This window comes from Saliphagus sp. GCM10025317 (assembly GCF_042663665.1).
GTDB lineage: Archaea > Halobacteriota > Halobacteria > Halobacteriales > Natrialbaceae > Natronosalvus.
In genome coordinates this window covers 512,449-528,530 of sequence record NZ_JBHTAQ010000007.1, presented here as the reverse complement: position 1 = coordinate 528,530, position 16,082 = coordinate 512,449, and the positions used below count along the sequence as shown (strand labels likewise).

Genomic DNA, 16,082 nt, shown 5'->3' with positions numbered 1-16,082 from the left:
TGTACCGACGCGAGCACCCAGTGACCTCGTCTCGTGAGCCAACCGCCACCGCAGCGATCGATCCACACAGATGTCACCACCGGCGTTCATCAGCACCGATCGGCTCGAGCTACGACCGCCCGAAGAATCGGACGTTCCCTTCCTTCAGGAGGGAGTGAATCACCCGAAGGTACGCCGGTACATCAGCGCCTTCAGGACGCCCTACAGCGAGGAGCGCTACCGAGACGAGCGGTGGGACCGCGACGTCGATGCCGATCCGACGCTGCTCGTCGTTCCGAAACCGGGCGAGTTCGCGGGCGACCCCGTCGGCTCCGTCTCGCTTTCGCCGTTGATCGAGCACGACGGCTACGCCAACCTCGGCGTCTGGTTCCACCCGAAAGCCTGGGGGAACGGTTACGCCCTCGAGGCCAGCGCCCACCTCCTCGAGTACGGCTTCCGGGAACTCCGTCTGCACCGCGTATCGGCGACGGCGATGGCGCCGAACGACGCCTCCCGGCGTCTGTGTGAGCGCCTCGGATTCGCCCACGAGGGGACCGCCCGCGAGGCGCAGTTCGCCGACGGTGACTACGTCGACGTCGAGCGATACGGCCTGCTCGAGCGGGAGTGGAATGGGCCGAACGCCGTGCTGGACGCCGATTGAGGCGAACGGAACCTACGGCGGACGACGAAACCGGAAGAGACCGGGCGCAAGGCCAACCGTTTTGTTCGAATTCGTCGATATTCCTGGTATGGTGACGGATTCGGACGCGACGTGGGAGTACGAGACGGTCAGGCCGCCTCGAGAGGTCACCATGCGCGAAGCCGCCGATCCGAAAGACCTGCTCAACGAGTTCGGCCAGAAGGGGTGGGAGTTCGTCGACACGATCGACTACGCCGAGGGCGGCACGAAGTACCTCGTCTTCAAGCGACGGCCTACCGGTGACGACGATGACTGACGACCAGGTCAGCACCGCCGACACGATGCGCGAGCGCGCCGACGAGAGTCGGATCAAGCTCTGGCTGCTCGTCGGCGCCAACCGACTCGTCGTCACCGCGGTCCTGACGGCCGCGTTTTTCGCCCTGTTCTCGCTCGGAGCACTACTCGAGCCAGGGCTCTCGACGATTATGCAGGACCGGGCCGTCATCGAGGGGCTGTTCACCTCGATGCTCACGGCGGTCATCACCACCGCCACCCTGGTCGTGACCATCGGCCAGCTAATCGTCTCCCAGGAGAACGGGCCCCTCGGCGAGCAGCGGCAGCGCATGAGCGCGACGATGGACGTTCGAGGCTACGTCGCCGAACTGACCGGCCACCCCGCCCCCGCCGACCCCTCGGCGTTCCTCCGGGCGCTCGTCGTCGCGACGCGCGACCGGGCGACCGCACTCGAGGAAGCCACCGCAGATCTGTCGAACGAGACGGCCAGGGGCGAACTCGAGGAGTTCGTCGACAGCATTCTCGGCAACGCCGACACCGTCACCGACAAGCTCGACGGGGCCCGCTTCGGTACGTTCGACGTCGTCCACGCCGCCCTCGACTTCAACTACGGCTGGAAGGTCTTCCAGACCGAACGCCTCGAGGACGAGTACGCCGACGTACTCGACGAGGACCAGCGAACCGCCCTCCAGGACCTTCGCCAGTCGCTCGCGATGTTCGGCCCCGCTCGCGAGCACGTCAAGACGCTGTACTTTCAGTGGGAACTGATCAACCTCTCGCGGCTGATCCTCTACGCGAGCGTGCCGGCGTTGCTCGTCAGCGGCATGATGGTAACGTTCGTCGACGCGATGACGATCGTCGGAACGACCCAGGGCGTACAGAACCTGCTCTGGCTCGTCGCCGCCGCGTTCACGCTCACGCTCGTCCCGTTCTTCCTCTTGCTGGCGTACATACTTCGCGTCACGACGGTGGCCAAGCGGACGCTCGCCATCGGGCCGCTGATCCTCCGTGATTCCCAGCGGTGACCAATTACCGATGTCGTAATCGACGAACTAAATACGCCGGCCGGTGAGCACCCACGGGATGGCCGATGAACTCAAGCGACGGCTCGTCCACGCCAGCGGGTCGGGACTCGTCGCGCTCTATCTTCTCGCGGAGGCCCTCGAGCTGGGGCTAACGTGGCCCCGGTTTCAGGTCCTGATGGTGGTTCTCGCACTCGGTGCCGTCGTCCTTGAGGTTCTTCGCCTGTACGCGGGCCTCGAGTGGTGGCTCTACGACAAACTCACCCGCGAGTACGAGCAAGACCAGTTCGCGGGCTACGGCTACTACATGGTGAGCATGACGGTCGTCGTCCTCCTCTTTCCCGAGGACATCGCCCTGCCGGCGATGTTGATGCTCGCCATCGGCGACCCAATCGCGGGCTACGTCTCCGCGGACACCCTCACGCGGTTCAAGGACCGCAAGACGCTCGTCACGATGTTCGTCGTCAGCACCCTGCTGGCACTGCCGTTCTTCCTCGAGACGCCGCTGGTCGCCGTCGCTGCTGCCCTCGGAGCAACGATCGCTGACGGGATCACCATCCGCGTCCGCGAGTTCGTCGTCGACGACAACCTGACGATTCCGCTGTACGCGGCCGTCCTCGGTTCGGTGGCGCTCGCGATTGTGCCAGCCTGAGACGGCGGGTATCGCCGACGGTTGCGCCGACCGCTATCCGTCGCGAGCGCCGTTACCGGCGAAACGTATCCGGCACCCACTTGCGGTTCGGATCCTCGGTTCGCTCCATCCACTCCTCGAGTCGATTGGCCATCGCGTCCCGGACGTCAGCGTAATCCGGGTGATCCACGAGGTTCTGGAGTTCGGCGGGATCGGCCTCGAGGTCGTACAGTTCGTTCCGATCGGGGCCGTTGTAGACGAACTTGTGCTCGCGCGTCCGAACCATCCGCTGGGTGTAGAGGCCGAACTCCTCGCCGTGGTACTGGGAGAACGTCGAGTCGGGCCACGCCGGGTTCTCGCCCGCGAGCAACGGGACGAGATTCCGGGAGTGGAACGATTCAGGCACCTCGAGGCCGCCAATCTCGAGGAACGTCGCCGCCAGGTCGTGGAGGTGAACCGGCTCGTCGCGAGTCGTACCGGGGTCGGTGACGCCCGGCCAGCGAACCTGCAGCGGAATGTGGTAGGTCTCGTCGTACATCAGCGGCCCCTTGTTGAACTGACGGTGTGAGCCCGTGAAGTCGCCGTGGTCAGAGGCGTGGACCACGACCGTCTCCTCGGCGAGGTCGAGGTCCTCGAGCGCCTCGAGGATCCGTCCCGCCTGTTGGTCGATGAGCGTCACGAAACCGAAGTACTTCGCGACGGCCTCGGCCCAGGTGTCCCAGTCGAAGTCCTCGACGCCCCGGTAGTGGAGGAACTGCTCGTGGACTGCCGGTTTGCCCGCGTAGGTCTCGGCGTAGCTGTCCCAGGGCTCGAGTGCCTCAGGGTCGTACATCGAAGCGTAGGGTTCGGGGACGACGTAGGGGTGGTGGGGGCCGTAGAAGTCGGCGCGGTGGAAGAAGGGAGACCCGCCGTCGCCTGCAGACTCACTTCGGCCCTCGGCGTGCGCCTCGAGTGCCTCAATCGTCCGCTCGGCGAGGAAGTACGCCCGCGTGTCCTCGACATCGACGGGCGTCTTCGCGGCGACGAGGGTCCCGTTATCGGGATCGCCGTGAGTGTAGATTTCGTCCTCGAGGTCGGTCTCCTCGAGAGGGGTGCCGCGGCGCTCGCGGTACTCCCGGAACGCCTCGTCGATGTCGTCGTGGTGGACGTCGCTGCCGCCCAGGTACTCGAACCCGAAGTCTTCGGGCGTCTGATCGCGTCCGACGTGCCACTTGCCGGTGTAGGTCAGGTCGTAGCCGTTCTCGCGGAGCCGCTCCGAGAAGGTCGGCAACTCGGGCGGGAGGTTCGCCTGGATCGCGTCCGCCTCGTGGCTGTTGTTGAGCATGCCGTGGGCGTGGGGAAACAGCCCCGTCAGCAGGGACGAGCGGGCGCTCGTGCAGATGCTGATCGGCGTCACGGCCTGGGAGAACCGGACGCCCTGGCTCGAGAGGCGGTCGAACGTCGGCGTCTCGACCGGTGGGCCGTCGGGTGCCGTACAGTCGTATCGCTCCTGGTCGGTGAGGACGAACAGGACGTTCGGGTTCGGCGGCGAGTCGGTCATCGAGTTCGATACATCGAGCGGAGGGAAAAGCCTGGTCGGTCACTCGGTCACTTGGTCACGAGGCCGTATCGAAATCCTCGAGCGATGATGAGTTCAAGCAGTCGTGCTGAATACACAGCGCATATCTTGCACGGAGTGCCCCTCCAAATCTCTTCAACCAATGATACTTCCTCCAACGGCGGAAAATTTATCCGCTGGTATCGGAATAAACTGAAGTAATGACCGACTCACAGTTGACGGGCGTACTTCGAGAGACCCTTACTCTCTTCGAAGTGGGAGGAGCGCCTCTGACGACGGCCGAGGTAGCCGACCAACTCAACCTCGGCCGTCGAAGCGCCTACGAGCGTCTCGAACGCCTCGTCGATCACGGTCGGCTCGAAACCAAGAAAATCGGCGGCAATGGACGCGTCTGGTGGCAGCCAGCCACCGAGTTCGAGGGGCTCGTCACCGACGTCACCGACCGCAGGGAACGCGAACGCGAACTTGAACGCCGCGCCATTCAGCAACAGACCGTGGCCAATCTCGGGCAATTTGCACTCGAAACCGACGATCTGGATGAACTCATGGACCGGGCGTCACGCGAGGTGGCAGACGTCCTCGACAATGAGTACTGCAAGGTACTCGACCTCGATCCGGACGCTGAGGAACTCTTGCTCCGACAGGGCGTCGGCTGGCGCGACGGGATCGTCGGCGAGGCAACCGTCTCCTCAATCGAAGCGGACTCCCAGGCGGCGTACACGCTGGCGAACAACCATCCCATCGTTGTCGAAGACCTTGAGAGGGAATCACGCTTTAGCGGTCCGGAGTTGTTGACGAGCCACGGCGTCCAGAGCGGTCTCAGCACCATCATCGGACCGTTCGACGACCCGTGGGGCATCCTCGGCACCCACGACATCGAAAAGCGGGAGTACTCCGAGGAGGACGTGACCTTCGTCCAGAGTGTTGCGAACATTCTCGCGGATGCGATCGAACTGCAGCAGTCTCAGCAGGAACTCGAACAGTTAGTCGCCGACCTCGAGGAGTCCAACGAGCGGTTGGAACAGTTCGCGTACGCAGCCTCTCACGATCTCCAGGAACCACTCCGGATGGTATCGAGTTACCTGCAATTGCTCGAGCGACGTTATAGTGACACGTTCGACGAAGACGCCGAGGAGTTCCTCGCGTTCGCCGTCGATGGCGCCGACCGGATGCGTAGGATGATCGAAGGGCTGCTTCAGTACTCACGGATCGAGACTAAGGGCGAGCCGTTCGAACCGACCGATCTCGATTCGATTCTTGACGAGGTCCTCAAAGACCTGCAGTTACGGATCGAAGAAAGCGACGCCGACGTGACGTCCGAGTCGCTCCCGCAAGTCGAGGGTGACGCTAACCAGCTCCGGCAAGTGTTTCAGAATCTGCTGGACAACGCAATCGAATACAGCGGCGACGAGCCCCCACGCGTTCACATCTCGGCTGAGAGAACGAGAGACAAGTGGATCATCTCGGTGCACGACGAAGGAATCGGTATTGATCCCGGCGACACGAATCGCGTCTTCGAGGTCTTCAATCGACTACATAGCCACGAGGAGTACGATGGAACCGGCATCGGACTCGCGGTGTGTGAGCGGATCATCGAACGCCATGGTGGTGATATCTGGGTAGACTCGGACCCCGGTGAGAGTGCGACGTTCTCGTTCACGCTCCCCGACGCGTAGTACGGATTCGGCATGAACCAAACGAGGTCGCCGTGTTGAACTCATCCTCTAAATGCAGCACACAGTTCCTATAAACGGTTGAAAGTTTCACCAGAGCCGGTCACGAGCAAGCCAGCACAGACGAGCGTCGCGACGGCGACGGTCCCCGCGAGGAGCCAGAACGCCGGCCGGAAGCCAGCGGTTTCCGAGAGGACGCCGACGACGGCAGGCGCGACCGCCCCGGCACCCATCAACAGGGTTCGGACGACGCCGAGGCTGCCGCCGGCGATCGAGTCGGGAATCGTCTGGACGAGGTAGGCCCCGCGGACGGGCCGGAATCCGTGAGACCCCAGGCCGATCCCGACGAGCGCAACGCCCAGCGCGAGCGCGGATCCGGTTCCCGTGAGGGCCACGAACGCGACCGTGGCAGCCGTGGCCAGCGCCAGCGCGGCGACGATCACCGGCAGCGTACCGACCCGGTCGCTGAGTTCGCCGCTCGCGAGCTGAACGATGCTGACGGCGAACAGGGCGCCGTAGAGGAGGTTCGCCGTGGCCGACTCGAGGCCGGCCTCGTTCGTCAAGTACAGCGGCGCGAACGCGACGAGGCCGTTGTAGGTGAACGAGAAACAGATCGTCGCGAGGACGAACGCGGCGAACCGACGGTCGCGAAACAGGCTCGCGTATCGACGGAGGCCAGGGTCGGACGGCGAACTCGAGGCGGTCGTCCGGGACTCGCCGGAACTCGAGTCGATGCCTCGAGCAGCCCCCGGCAACCGCTTCGGCACCCGAACGAGAAAGAGCGCCCCCAGGACGAGCCCGATCGCGCCGGCGACGAGAAAGAGGAGTCGCCAGCCGGTGATCGCGAGGGACAGCCCCGCGACGAGGACGACTGCGGTCGGCGCGACGACGCCCGCGTAGGTGCCGAGCGTGTCGAGAAACCCCAGCGCGCGGCCCGTCCGCTCCGGGTAGGTCCGCGACAGCAGGCGGACGGCGACGGTCTTGTGCGCGCCGGTACCGGCCCCCATGACGAGCATCGCGCCCACGAGCACGACGAACGGGGAGTCGACGACCAGGACGAGTGCCCCGGCGGAAGCGAGGACAACGCCGCCGACGATCACCCTCACGGCGCCGATTCGATCCGCGAGTACGCCCGAAGGGAATTGCATGGCGGCGTAGACGAGCATGAAGCCGGTGAACGCGGTGCCGAGGACGGCGTTCGAGACCCCGTAGCTTGCCTGGAAGGCGTCGAACAGCGGCGGGAAGGCGTACCGGAGAAACTTCGCGAGAAACCAGATCAGGGCGGTCAGGACGAGTGCGTCGTAGCGGGCGAGCCCCGCCAGTGATGATCGCGACAGCGCCGCCCCGGCTCGAGCCATTTTCCGACCCTCGACGGGCCAGCCACGAGTACGCATCGGTTGCGGCAGCAGGTTCGTCCGCCAGCAGCCGTCCGGCCGACAACGGCCGCGAGTTCGGCCGGCAGCGAGCACTCGTCGGCCGTCACCGTGACAGGAACCCACGGCGCTGACTCGAGCACCGATTCCCTACCCCGTCGTCTGGGAGTACTCCGCCACCCACTCCTTCAGCGTGATCCCCATCGTCGCCTGGGTGATCGCGTTCGAACTCGCCGAGTTGGCGCTCTTGAGGAGTTCCGCCTCGAGCGTCCGGGTCGGCACTTCCCCGAGGAAGTGCGGGATCGCCCGCTGGACCGCGAGCGGACAGCCGACCTCGTGAGCCAGCGCGTACCCCGAGATCGAGTGGGGAATCTCCTCGCTGCAGTAGGTCGGATCCGGGTCGACCAGGTCGTCGTCGACGAAGTCGACGTACTCGTAGCACTTGCCAACGTCGTGGAGCAGACAGGCCGCGACCAGGACGTCCTCGTCGGGGTCGGCGCCGTGGAACTCGCGCTGGATCTCGGCGGACTCTAGGGCGACTTTCGTCGTCCCGCGGACGTGCTCGACGTTGTCGACCTCGTGGATGTTCCAGGCGTAGGGAACGTCGTGGATATCCTGCCAGCCCCCGCGCTCGAGCGCTAGCATCCACGCCTCGATCACCTGCTCGCGGAGGTCGTCGTCCGCGATGGCCTCGAGTTCGGGGAAGGCCTCGCGGACCTGGCTCTCGTAGTTGCGGTCGGCGTCGTCACTCATCCGTCAGTCTCCATCCGTCCGGTCGACCTGCAGCGTCTCCTGACCGATGAACCGCGGCCGCTCCTCGATGGCAAGGAAATTGTCCACGTCCTCGCGAGCCTCCTTCGCCTTTCCGCGGTCGGGATCGTAATCCCGGGAGCCTTCGCTCCCGAGGGCGTCGTAGAGCGCCTCGAGGTCCTCGAAGTAGAGTTCCGCGATGCCGTCAAACTCCGCGTTCTCGGGGTCGGCGGGGAGGACGGTCGCGTAGCGGACGACCCCCTCGATCTCGCGGGCGATCGGCGTATGGTTGTTCTGCCAGTGGTCGACGAACTCCTCGTGGGTCATCCCCTCCTGGCGGACGAGGAACGCCGAGTGCTTGTACAGGCCCGTCGTATCGCCGTCGGTCTCGTCCTTCTGAACGATCTCCTCGCCGATGAAGCGGGGGCGACCCTCGAGGTCGAGGAAGTTGTCCACGTCCGCGCGGGCCTCGGCGGCGACCTCCTTCGTCGGGTCGTAGTCCCGGGAGCCGGAACTTCCCAGCGCGTCGTGGAGGTCCTCGAGCGTCTCGAAGTAGAGTTCGGCGAGGCCGTCGAACTCGGCGTGCTCGGGTTCGGTGGGGAGCACGGTCTGGTAGCGGACGACGCCCTCGATGTCGCGGGCGATGGGCGTGTGCTCGTTCTGCCAGTAGTCGACGAACTCCTCGTGGCCGAGGTCGTCCTTCCGGACCAGCAACGCGACGTGTTTGTACATACGTCTCGAGAGACGGCGCGTCCGTTCAAAAAAGGTGCTGAACTGCGGTCGGGGTCGGGCGTGGCGAATCCGGGGTGTCAGGAGTGGCGTACCGGGGTGGCGGACGTAACGCATCCGGGAGGTGGCGGTCGGGCGCTCCCGTCGTCGTCCGACCGACGTACTCGGCCCTCGAGACCGGCCGGTAGGATTAACCCCGTCGCGCTCGGCTTCTCGAGCGAACGCCGCGGCGACCAGCCCCGGCACGGTCCCGAGATCATGGCTCGCACCGCCCTCGTCCACCTCGTGCTCTTCATCGCGGTCGTGAGCGTCGCCACCCTCGCCGTCGGCGTGCTCGTCACCGAATCCGGCCTCTACGCGGACGCCCTCGAAGACGAGAGTGACCGCGAGCGCGACGTCCTGGCGACCGAACTGACTATCGTCAACGATCCCGAGTCGGGCGCGACCTACGACGGGACCGGAACGACCACGATCTACGTCAAGAACGTCGGCGGCAAGACCCTCGAGCCCGACGACCTCGAGGTCGTCCTCGACGGCGAGTACATCGCTGAACCGGAAACCAGGGTCGTTAACGGCGACCGCTGGCGCGAGGGGACGGTCCTCGAAGTGAGGATCGACCGCCCGCTCGAGCGCGGCGATCACCGCGTCGCCGTCTCCCTCGACGAAGCGCGGGAAACGCTCGAGTTCGCCCACCGCGTCGTCTTCTGGCTCGACAGCCAGCCACCAGCGACGTGTTCGGCCGACGAGTGCGTCGTCAACGCCAGCGAGGAGACCCTGACGCTGACGATGGGGACCGATCCCGTCGAGGAAGGCGTCGACGTGACCTACTCGCTGAACGACTCCGCGAACGAAAACGTGACGCTCGAGCACACCACGGGGACGACGGACGCAGGCGGCGAGAACGCCACCGTACTCGACTTTAGCCCGCTGGCCAACGAGACCGGCGTCTCCGAATCGGTGCTGGTGACTGTCGACGCGGGCTGGGATACGCAGACGCTGGTCGTCCGGATCGAGTCCGATAGGTAACGGCCTTCGCCGCCTGCAGCGCTATTGACTGCCACCCGCTTGCAAAGCGGTTATTCGACCGGCCGTTGAGGGTCACCTGTGCGACTCGTCCAGCTATCGGTTCCGGAGGGAAAACTCGAGGCCGTCCGCAAGGCCCTCGACGAGGACGAACTCCCCTACGTCGTCACGGACGAAACCAGCGGCCGCGGCCACGAGGCGCTCGTCTACATCCCGCTGCCGACGGGGATGGTCGAATCGACGCTCGATACGCTGCGCGCCCGCGGCATCGGCGAGGAGGCCTACACGGTCGTCGTGGACGCCGAGACGGTCATATCCGAGGAGTTCGACGCACTCCAGGACGAGAACAACGCCGGCGACGTCGAGTCCGAGCGCATCTCGAGACAGGAGCTACGGACCGAGGCCGCCGAACTGACGCCGCCGCTCGACGTGTTCGTCGTAATGACGGTCGTCAGCACCGTCGTCGCCACGGCGGGGCTCCTCCTCGACTCGGCGGCCGTGGTCGTCGGCTCGATGGTGATCGCGCCGCTGATCGGGCCCGCCCTGGGTGCAAGCGTCGGCTCCGTGATCAACGACGAGGAGTTGCTCGCCGAGAGCGTCAAGTACCAGCTTCTCGGAGTCACCCTGTCGATCGTCGCGGCGGCGGTCTTCGCCTGGCTCGTCAGGCTGGGGAACATCGTGCCGCCGGGGCTCGCCATCAGCGGCGTCGGCGAGATCGAAGAGCGCCTCACCCCGGATCTCCTCTCGCTGGCCGTCGCGCTCGGGGCCGGCGTCGCCGGCGTAGTGAGCATCACGACGGGCATCTCCGTCGCTCTCGTCGGCGTCATGATCGCCGCCGCCCTCATCCCGCCGGCCGCCGCGGCCGGCATCGCCATCGCCTGGGGCGAACCGATGGCCGCCGTCGGCTCGACCGTCCTCGTCCTCGTAAACGTCCTGTCGGTGAACCTCGCCGGGCTCCTCACCCTCTGGTACGCCGGTTACCGCCCCGAACGGCTCTTCGACCGCGGCCTCGCCGAGCGTCGTGTTCGCAAACAGGTCGTCGGCCTGATTATCGTCGTCCTCCTCTTCTCGACGTTCCTGGGCGGGATCACCTACTCGAACTTCACGACGGCCACCTTCGAGGACGACGCCCGCACTGAAACCGAGGCAGTGCTCGAGCAAGAGCAGTACGCGGCCTACGAACTAATCGCCCTGGATATCGAACTCACCGACGACTTCCCCTTCCGCGGACCCGAACGGGTGATCGTCACGATCGGCGGCCCGCCACAAGAGGCCCCCGTCGACATCGCCGCCGACCTCGAAGAACGCATCTCGGCACAGACCGACGACCCCGTCGAGGTCAACGTCCGGTACGTCGACGTCATCTCCATCGGTCCGCAAAACGACAGCGACGAGGAGGCGACCGACGGCGACGAGACGGACCTGGGTGAAGACGGAACGACGTCGGTCCAGCAACCGAACTCGATTCAGCAGTCGGCGTCGCTCCAGCAACCCGTGTCGCTCGAGACGCAAGAGCGAACGCGAGAGAAGACGCGAGAGGGGAGAGCCAGTCAGCGATCTCGAGACGGCAACTCCGGTTCGTATCCGATGGCGTCGACGGCGGCCTCGAGCACCGCGTCGACGTTCTCGCCGGTCTCGACGCTCATGTAGAAGTCGGCCTCGACGTCGCGGGAGCGGTCGGCCTTGTTACAGACCGTGAATACCGGCAGGTCCGCGAACTGGTCGGCGATGGCGTCGCGCAACTCGAGCTGGTCCGCGAGTGGGTAGCCACACTCCTCGCTGGCGTCGACGAAGACGAGGACGCAGTCACCGAGGTGCTCGAGGGCGCTGACGGCCTGGGACTCGATCTCGTTTCGCTCCTGTGGCGGCCGGTCGAGCAGCCCCGGCGTGTCGACGATCTGGTGGCGTATGTGATCGCTGGTGAAGTGCCCAAGACCGATACCCCGCGTCGTGAACGGGTAGGCGGCGGTCTCCCCGCGGGCGTTGGTGACGGCGTTGACGAACGAGGACTTGCCGACGTTGGGGTAACCGGCGACGACGATGGTCGGCTCCTCCGGGTTGATCTCGGGGAGGTCCCGCAGGTCGTTGCGCGAGTCGTTGATGTAGCGCAGTTCGTCGTCGACCTGCTCGACGATGTCCGCCAGGCGGGCGAACGCTTGCTTGCGGTACTTCCTGGCCGTGTCGACGTCGGTCTTTCGCAGCTTCGGCTGGTACTCCTGGTGGATCTCGCGGGTCTTTCGGCTGGCCCACATCACCTCTGAGAGGCTCTGGCGGAGGCGGTCGACGTCGACGATGGCGTCGGCCAGCTCCTCGTAGAACGGGTGAACGTCGTACTCGAAGTCCGGCCAGGAGGTGACGACGTTCTCGAGGTTGTCCGAGAGGATGTTCGCCGCCGTCTGGAGCATCGACTGCTGGGCGTCGAGCCCCTTCTGAGCCCGACCGGCCCGCGAGGCCCGGGAGAACGCCTTGTCGATCAGCTCTTCCGACGTGGGCGTGGTCGGAAGGTCTTCGAAAATCATACCCATACTAGCCCCTGGGAGCCTAAAAGGTCGTTCGATACGCGGCGGTCGCTCGCGAGCGGTGCGGTCTCGAGCAGTTCGCCCCGCCGCAATCACCACTGGCCTCGAATTCGCGGGGCGAACAATCGGTTCCGGCGGACGATATATCCGCCTCGAGCCCCTTTCTCCGGGTATGACAGACTGGCGTGCAGCCGGCATCGGCTTCCTCACGATCGTCGTCCTGAGTGTCTTCGGCGTCGTCGCCCCCGGCCTCGGCCAGTTGACCGCCGGCCTGATCGGCGGCTTCGTCGCGGGCTACCTCGCCGGCGGCGGCCTCGGCTCCGGGTTCTGGCACGGCCTCCTTGCCGGCTCGCTCGGCGGCATCATCGCCGGCGTGATCCTCGCGCTCGTTGTCGCCATCGCGGGCGTCACGCTCGGCCCCGCCGGGGCCGCCATCTCGAGTGTAGTCGGCGCGGGGATCTTCCTCGTCGCCGTCGTGCTCGCACTCGTCATGGCGCTCGAGAGCGCCCTCGCGGGGGCACTTGGGGCCGCGGTTAACCCCTGAAGCGGCTCCCGGATCGCCACTCGGACCCATCAGCCATCCGCAGATAATCGCCGCGAGTGCCGTGGGAGGACGTGGCCGTGGATCAGGCCTCGAGCCACGGCTCGGCACACCAGCCCCAGATGTTGTCCGCCTCGAAATGCAGCCCCCACCAGGTGTAGCCGTCAGCGGACTCGGGCCCGTTCATGACCCGGCCGGCGGACCCCTCGGGCATCGTCGCGACGATGGTCGAGTCGGTGCCGGGCTGTTCGCGGGCGTTGAGGTTGGCCGTGGTGTAGACGGTCTGGTCCATCTCGAATTTTCCGCCGCCGCCACCACCGCCATCGCCCACGAAGTCCATCAGCCGCGACCCCGACCAGTCGGGTCCTGGACAGGCCGTCGCGTTCGAACTCGAGCAGTAACTATTGGTCGGTGCGTGGCGGTGCTCGATGATCCCGCCACTGGCGTTACACGGCGCCGACATCGACGTGTAGTAGTTCCTCGGAATGTCGTAGGTGTCCGCCAGGTAGTCGATGAGGGCCGCCGACCGCTGGTACATCGTGTCTGAGATGTATCCCTGCGATTCGGTCCACTCGTGTTCGATGCCGATCGCGCTCGAGTTGAAGCCGCTGGCGTGCCAGGCGACGTTCGACTCGTCGACCATCTTCGTCGTGTGCCCGTCCGAGTTTCGGATCACGTAGTGGGCAGAGACGTTCGCGTCCGGGTTCTGGAACCAGCTGATCGCACCCGAGTACGAGCCGACCGTCGTGTGGACGACGATCCAGTTAATGTCGTTCACGCCGCGGTCCGCCCACGAGTAGTTGCTCGAGTCGGCCGCGACCCAGCGATCGACCGGCTCCTCGGCCGCGAGTGCCGACGTGCTGGTCGCCGCGAGCGATGCCGCGCCGCCGACCGAGAGGCCGGCCGCTTTCAGGAGTGTTCGCCTGTTTGCATCCATGCAATCCCACATATAAGATAATGAAATAAATAATTTTTGTCTGTTCAAATATAGGAATTTTGAATATAGGTCTGATATCGAGTGGCTGTCGGGGCTCGAGGGGACGTTACCGTCGCACGAGGACGGTACCGCTGGCCGATCACCTACCATTATACGACGGCGCACGTACTGTCCGCCAGCGAAAACGCATGTTCGACGAGATCATGGAGAAATTCGAGGGGTCGCCGAGTCAGCAGGCGGTCATCCGCCTCCTCCTGGAGCGGGGCTTCTCGGTCAACGACGAGGGCCGGGTCGTCTCGGGCGGAATCGAAATCCCCAACACGGGCATCGCTCGCGAAATCGACGTCGACCGGCGCGTCGTCGACTCGACGACGGACGTCATCCTGGAGGACCCCGAGTTGCGACGGATCTTCCAGAACATCTCGCAGGTGCCGAGCCTGATGGACCTGGCGCCCGTCCTCGACCTGACGGTGCTCTCCGTCGAGGTCGCCGACGCCGAACAGGAGGGCATCGTCGCCTCGGTGACGGGGATTCTGGCCGACCACGGCATCTCGATCCGTCAGACGATCAGCGAGGACCCGGAGTTCACCGACGAACCCCGACTCCACCTCGTCACCGACGAGGACCTGCCGGGCGAGGTCATCACCGACATCCGCGCGCTGTCGTTCGTGCGCTCGATCGAGTTGCAGTAGTTCGTTCGAGTCGTCGAGTTCCGGACCGCCTCGAGTCGCCGTCTCTGCGCCGATTCGATCGCCAATATTGCTATAGGACGTATAGTATTATGATACAACAAATATAGCAAGGGCAGTCCAACGAATCGGAAACCGTTCGTTATTCACCGCTGCACTCGAAGCGCCACGTATGGACCGACGCAGACCGCCACAGACCGAGGAAGGATGGTACGTGCTGCACGACTTCCGGTCGGTCGACTGGGACGCCTGGCGAAACGCCCCGGAACGCCGACGCGCACGCGCGCTCGAGGAGGGCGTCGACTACCTCTCGAGTGCGACGTCCCTGACCGACGTCGATGCCGAGGAGGGCGGTTCGGCCGTCTTCTCCGTGATCGGCCACGAAGCCGATTTCATGGTGCTTCACCTCCGGCCGACGATCGCCGATCTCGACGCCCTCGAGCGCCGGTTCGAGGGGACGGCCCTCGCCGAATTTACCGAGCACACCGACTCCTACCTCTCGGTCACGGAGGTCTCGGGCTACATGTCCGAGGAGTACTTCGAGGAGAACGGGGAGGCAGACTCCGGCATCGCCCGCTACATCGAGTCCCGGCTCGAGCCCGAGATTCCCGACGCCGAGTACGTCTCGTTCTACCCGATGGACAAGCGCCGCGACGCCGAGTGGAACTGGTACGACCTGTCGTTCGACGAGCGCGCGGAGTACATGTCCGGCCACGGCGACATCGGTCGGAAGTACGCCGGTCGCGTCACTCAGATCATCTCCGGGAGCGTCGGCCTCGACGACCACGAGTGGGGCGTGACGCTGTTCGCGGACGACCCCGCCGACATCAAGGAACTGCTCTACGAGATGCGGTTCGACCCCTCGAGTTCGCGCTTCGGGGAGTTCGGCCGGTTCCGCTTCGGGCGGCGGTTCGCCCCCGAGAATCTGGGGGCGCTCCTGGCGGGCGAGCGAGTGTCACAGGAAGTGGACGAGGGAGACGGGCACGAGCACGGACACGGACGTGGACACGACCACGGCTCGAGCCACGGCCACCACGGCCACGGTGGCGACGATGGATCGAGCGGCCACCATGGCGACTCGAGCGGCCACGGGCACGCACACGGGAGCAACGACGGAGACGACAGCGACGTCCGCGACGAACTCGAGGACCTCGGCGTCTACGCCGGGAAACCCCACGGCGAGGACGTCCACGCGGTGGTGCTCTACTCCGCCGCCGACGTCGACGACCTCTTCGAGGAGGTCCAGGGCCTCCGGGCGAACTTCGATCACTACGACAGTCATGTCAAGACGGCCGTCTACGACGCCGAAGGCAACGGAAGCGACGAGAGCGAGGCCGCCGTCGTCAGCCTCTGGGAGACCGAACGCGCCGCGAACACCGCCGCGGGCTTCCTCGGGGACCTCCCCGAGATCGTCCGACAGGCGGGCGACGATGGCGACTCCTGGGGGACGATGGGGATGTTCTACGCCGTCGAGCCGGACCACCGCGGGGACTTCGTCGGAACCTTCGAGGAGGTCGGCGACGCACTCGCGGACATGGACGGCCACCGAAAGACTACTCTACTGGCGAATCTCGAGGACGAGAACGACATGTTCATCGCTAGCCGTTGGGACGCCCGCGAGGACGCGATGGCGTTCTTCCGCAGCGACGCGTTCGCCGAGACCGTCGAGTGGGGCCGCGATATCTTGACCGAGCGGCCACGCCACGTGTTCCTGGCCTGAGTGC

14 protein-coding genes and 2 pseudogenes are annotated in these 16,082 nt (G+C 65.5%); 10 read left to right on the top strand and 6 right to left on the bottom strand.

Going from position 1 to position 16,082, the window contains the following annotated elements; genetic code table 11:
* Positions 1 to 70: 70 nt before the first annotated feature.
* The 4 genes from ACFQS4_RS17195 (at position 71) to ACFQS4_RS17180 (ending at position 2,587) form a co-directional block, all read left to right on the top strand.
* Positions 71 to 640, top strand: a complete 570-nt coding sequence (locus tag ACFQS4_RS17195; RefSeq protein WP_500194756.1) for a GNAT family N-acetyltransferase — start codon at positions 71 to 73, stop codon at positions 638 to 640.
* An 88-nt stretch (positions 641 to 728) separates the two neighbouring features.
* Complete coding sequence (gene sp36 / locus ACFQS4_RS17190; protein WP_500194755.1) at positions 729 to 935, top strand: Sp36 family protein; 207 nt, start codon at positions 729 to 731, stop codon at positions 933 to 935.
* On the top strand, positions 928 to 1,938 hold the full coding sequence (locus ACFQS4_RS17185; RefSeq protein ID WP_500194754.1) for a DUF7972 family membrane protein: 1,011 nt from the start codon (positions 928 to 930) through the stop codon (positions 1,936 to 1,938). The genes sp36 and ACFQS4_RS17185 overlap by 8 nt, the downstream gene beginning before the upstream one ends.
* A gap of 58 nt (positions 1,939 to 1,996) precedes the next feature.
* On the top strand, positions 1,997 to 2,587 hold the full coding sequence (locus tag ACFQS4_RS17180; RefSeq protein ID WP_500196648.1) for a dolichol kinase: 591 nt from the start codon (positions 1,997 to 1,999) through the stop codon (positions 2,585 to 2,587).
* 52 nt (positions 2,588 to 2,639) lie between these two features.
* On the opposite strand, the gene ACFQS4_RS17175 is transcribed toward ACFQS4_RS17180, so the two are convergent.
* Positions 2,640 to 4,106, bottom strand: a complete 1,467-nt coding sequence (locus tag ACFQS4_RS17175) for a sulfatase family protein (RefSeq protein WP_500194753.1) — start codon at positions 4,104 to 4,106, stop codon at positions 2,640 to 2,642.
* Between the two features lie 449 nt (positions 4,107 to 4,555).
* Here ACFQS4_RS17175 and ACFQS4_RS17170 point away from each other — a divergent pair.
* Positions 4,556 to 5,800: pseudogene (locus ACFQS4_RS17170) on the top strand (sensor histidine kinase); the annotation flags it as partial.
* A gap of 68 nt (positions 5,801 to 5,868) precedes the next feature.
* On the opposite strand, the gene ACFQS4_RS17165 reads toward ACFQS4_RS17170, so the two are convergent.
* The 3 genes from ACFQS4_RS17165 to ACFQS4_RS17155 all read right to left on the bottom strand — a co-directional run bounded on the left by ACFQS4_RS17165 (position 5,869) and on the right by ACFQS4_RS17155 (position 8,652).
* Positions 5,869 to 7,155: an MFS transporter gene (locus tag ACFQS4_RS17165; RefSeq protein ID WP_500194750.1), complete on the bottom strand. Its 1,287-nt coding sequence runs from the start codon at positions 7,153 to 7,155 to the stop codon at positions 5,869 to 5,871.
* Positions 7,156 to 7,320: 165 nt separating this feature from the next.
* On the bottom strand, positions 7,321 to 7,923 hold the full coding sequence (locus ACFQS4_RS17160; protein ID WP_500194748.1) for an HD domain-containing protein: 603 nt from the start codon (positions 7,921 to 7,923) through the stop codon (positions 7,321 to 7,323).
* 3 nt (positions 7,924 to 7,926) lie between these two features.
* Positions 7,927 to 8,652 carry an EthD domain-containing protein gene (locus tag ACFQS4_RS17155; RefSeq protein WP_500194746.1) on the bottom strand — a complete coding sequence of 242 codons (726 nt, stop codon included), beginning with the start codon at positions 8,650 to 8,652 and terminating at the stop codon, positions 7,927 to 7,929.
* 255 nt (positions 8,653 to 8,907) lie between these two features.
* On the opposite strand from ACFQS4_RS17155, the gene arlG reads away from it, so the two are divergent.
* Together arlG and ACFQS4_RS17145 are read left to right on the top strand one after the other, a co-directional pair.
* On the top strand, positions 8,908 to 9,675 hold the full coding sequence (gene arlG / locus ACFQS4_RS17150) for an archaellum stator protein ArlG (protein ID WP_500194744.1): 768 nt from the start codon (positions 8,908 to 8,910) through the stop codon (positions 9,673 to 9,675).
* A 78-nt stretch (positions 9,676 to 9,753) separates the two neighbouring features.
* Positions 9,754 to 11,037 (top strand): annotated as a pseudogene (locus ACFQS4_RS17145) (TIGR00341 family protein); the annotation flags it as partial.
* Positions 11,038 to 11,222: 185 nt separating this feature from the next.
* Here ACFQS4_RS17145 and ACFQS4_RS17140 read toward each other — a convergent pair.
* Complete coding sequence (locus ACFQS4_RS17140; protein WP_312910004.1) at positions 11,223 to 12,191, bottom strand: NOG1 family protein; 969 nt, start codon at positions 12,189 to 12,191, stop codon at positions 11,223 to 11,225.
* A 172-nt stretch (positions 12,192 to 12,363) separates the two neighbouring features.
* On the opposite strand from ACFQS4_RS17140, the gene ACFQS4_RS17135 reads away from it, so the two are divergent.
* Entirely contained in the window at positions 12,364 to 12,735 is a 372-nt protein-coding gene (locus tag ACFQS4_RS17135; RefSeq protein WP_500194741.1) for a DUF5518 domain-containing protein, read from the top strand.
* An 82-nt stretch (positions 12,736 to 12,817) separates the two neighbouring features.
* Here the strand turns inward: ACFQS4_RS17135 and ACFQS4_RS17130 are convergent, their stop codons facing one another.
* Positions 12,818 to 13,669 (bottom strand): N-acetylmuramoyl-L-alanine amidase, encoded by an 852-nt coding sequence (locus tag ACFQS4_RS17130; protein ID WP_500194740.1) that lies wholly within the window; start codon positions 13,667 to 13,669, stop codon positions 12,818 to 12,820.
* A gap of 188 nt (positions 13,670 to 13,857) precedes the next feature.
* Here ACFQS4_RS17130 and trpY point away from each other — a divergent pair, with 188 nt between their 5' ends.
* Both trpY and ACFQS4_RS17120 read left to right on the top strand, forming a co-directional pair.
* Positions 13,858 to 14,361, top strand: coding sequence for a TrpY family transcription regulator (gene trpY / locus ACFQS4_RS17125; protein ID WP_254158392.1), 504 nt, complete (start codon positions 13,858 to 13,860; stop codon positions 14,359 to 14,361).
* Between the two features lie 169 nt (positions 14,362 to 14,530).
* Entirely contained in the window at positions 14,531 to 16,078 is a 1,548-nt protein-coding gene (locus ACFQS4_RS17120) for a heme-binding protein (protein ID WP_500194737.1), read from the top strand.
* Positions 16,079 to 16,082: the final 4 nt, after the last annotated feature.

Excerpts from the sequence above, each read along its gene's own strand:
- arlG (WP_500194744.1), top strand. The coding sequence starts at position 8,908 with ATGGCTCGCACCGCCCTCGTCCACCTCGTGCTCTTCATCGCGGTCGTG.
- ACFQS4_RS17135 (WP_500194741.1), top strand. The coding sequence starts at position 12,364 with ATGACAGACTGGCGTGCAGCCGGCATCGGCTTCCTCACGATCGTCGTC.
- ACFQS4_RS17130 (WP_500194740.1), bottom strand. The coding sequence starts at position 13,669 with ATGGATGCAAACAGGCGAACACTCCTGAAAGCGGCCGGCCTCTCGGTC.
- sp36 (WP_500194755.1), top strand. The coding sequence starts at position 729 with ATGGTGACGGATTCGGACGCGACGTGGGAGTACGAGACGGTCAGGCCG.
- ACFQS4_RS17185 (WP_500194754.1), top strand. The coding sequence starts at position 928 with ATGACTGACGACCAGGTCAGCACCGCCGACACGATGCGCGAGCGCGCC.
- trpY (WP_254158392.1), top strand. The coding sequence starts at position 13,858 with ATGTTCGACGAGATCATGGAGAAATTCGAGGGGTCGCCGAGTCAGCAG.
- ACFQS4_RS17140 (WP_312910004.1), bottom strand. The coding sequence starts at position 12,191 with ATGATTTTCGAAGACCTTCCGACCACGCCCACGTCGGAAGAGCTGATC.
- ACFQS4_RS17155 (WP_500194746.1), bottom strand. The coding sequence starts at position 8,652 with ATGTACAAACACGTCGCGTTGCTGGTCCGGAAGGACGACCTCGGCCAC.
- ACFQS4_RS17195 (WP_500194756.1), top strand. The coding sequence starts at position 71 with ATGTCACCACCGGCGTTCATCAGCACCGATCGGCTCGAGCTACGACCG.
- ACFQS4_RS17180 (WP_500196648.1), top strand. The coding sequence starts at position 1,997 with ATGGCCGATGAACTCAAGCGACGGCTCGTCCACGCCAGCGGGTCGGGA.
- ACFQS4_RS17160 (WP_500194748.1), bottom strand. The coding sequence starts at position 7,923 with ATGAGTGACGACGCCGACCGCAACTACGAGAGCCAGGTCCGCGAGGCC.
- ACFQS4_RS17165 (WP_500194750.1), bottom strand. The coding sequence starts at position 7,155 with ATGGCTCGAGCCGGGGCGGCGCTGTCGCGATCATCACTGGCGGGGCTC.
- ACFQS4_RS17175 (WP_500194753.1), bottom strand. The coding sequence starts at position 4,106 with ATGACCGACTCGCCGCCGAACCCGAACGTCCTGTTCGTCCTCACCGAC.
- ACFQS4_RS17120 (WP_500194737.1), top strand. The coding sequence starts at position 14,531 with ATGGACCGACGCAGACCGCCACAGACCGAGGAAGGATGGTACGTGCTG.